The 1,310-nt window shown below is 72.5% G+C and carries 1 protein-coding gene and 1 pseudogene; both read right to left on the reverse strand.

Annotated features, from left to right (window positions below):
* A pseudogene (locus tag TY51_RS19935) lies at positions 1-212 on the reverse strand (hypothetical protein); the annotation flags it as partial.
* A gap of 70 nt (positions 213-282) precedes the next feature.
* Positions 283-1,310: S8 family serine peptidase (locus TY51_RS19940; protein WP_042253102.1), on the reverse strand; the 1,028-nt coding region annotated here is incomplete at its 5' end.

The raw sequence follows: 1,310 nt of genomic DNA on the forward strand, positions 1-1,310 counted from the left end.
CGGAACGACCACCCCGGCCGGCTGCCACCCCGGCCGCTGCCGCCGCGGCCACTTCCGCCCCGGCCGCTGGCACCACTCGCATCGCTGGCATGCGCCGCCCCGAACCCGGCCAGGGCAGGGGCCACATAGATCGCGCCGGCGGCTCCTGCGGCCAGACCCAGCTTGGCCAGAAGGCCGCGACGCGAAAGACGGATATCGGACGTATCGGACATGGGCTTCTTCCTTTGAGTTGCTGGAACCGGTCCTGTCCGGTTCATGGGTGCAACGGGCCGGCGGGGCGTCTTATTCCCCGCTGACCGAAAAAAGCTGCGATCCGTCATCGGCGCAGGCCGATGGCGATGCGACCATGCCGTGACCAAAGACCGGGTCGCGGCCCGGCGCGCCCAGATCAGTGGCGCAGCGGAACAGGCGGTCGCGCGCGTCCGCGGCGTTCAGCCCGTCGCGGGCCATGCCAAGCGCCAGCGCGGCCGAGACGAAGGGCGCCGCATAGGATGTGCCCGACCGCAGGCGCCCCCCCTCGATCGAGGCCGCGGTCCACAGGTTCACGCCAGGCGCCGCCAGCGCGACATGCGGCCCCTGCGCCGCCTGGCGATAGGGGGCGCGGTCGGCATCGACGGCGGTGACGGCGATGACCTCGGGCCAAGCGGCGGGAAAGGCGGGGGCGGCACCCGGCCCGCCATTTCCTGCGGCCGCGACCAGGCCGATGCCCGCGTCGCGCGCCTGGATCACGATCTGGCGCAGCACCGGGTTGGCGGGACCCGAAAACGACATGTTGATGACCTGCACCCGCGCCTGGATCAGCACGTCCAGCGCGTTCAGCAACGAGAACGCATCCGCCGCCGCGCCGTCGGCACGGCTGTGGAACGCCTCGACCGCGATCAGGTCGGCCCGGGGCAGCAGGCCGGGGGCGCGGCCGTGCGGGTTGCCGATCAGCAGGGCCGCGACGGCGGTGCCATGCCGTCGTCCGGCCGCGTTTCGTCCGTCCAGATCGACCTGGTTCACACGCAGCGACTGACCGCGCAGGGACGGGTGGTCGGGATTGACGCCGGTGTCGATCATGCCGATCCGGGGCCGGGCCTGCAGGTCGGCAGGGGTCCAGCTGACCATCTTCTGGGCCGCGCAATCGGCGCCGTCGCAGGTCAGATCATCGGGGCGATAGAGAGAGTTCAGCGCCGCCAGCGACCCTGGCAGCAGGCGGGCGATCTCTTCCCTGGCCTGGGCGGCGTTGCGGCCCGGCGGCAGGCGCAGCCGCGCGGCGCTGCGCGACAGCGTGGCATTGTCGCGCTGCGACAGCACGTCATAGCCCGCCG

This window comes from Paracoccus sp. PAMC 22219 (assembly GCF_000787695.1).
Taxonomy (GTDB): domain Bacteria; phylum Pseudomonadota; class Alphaproteobacteria; order Rhodobacterales; family Rhodobacteraceae; genus Paracoccus.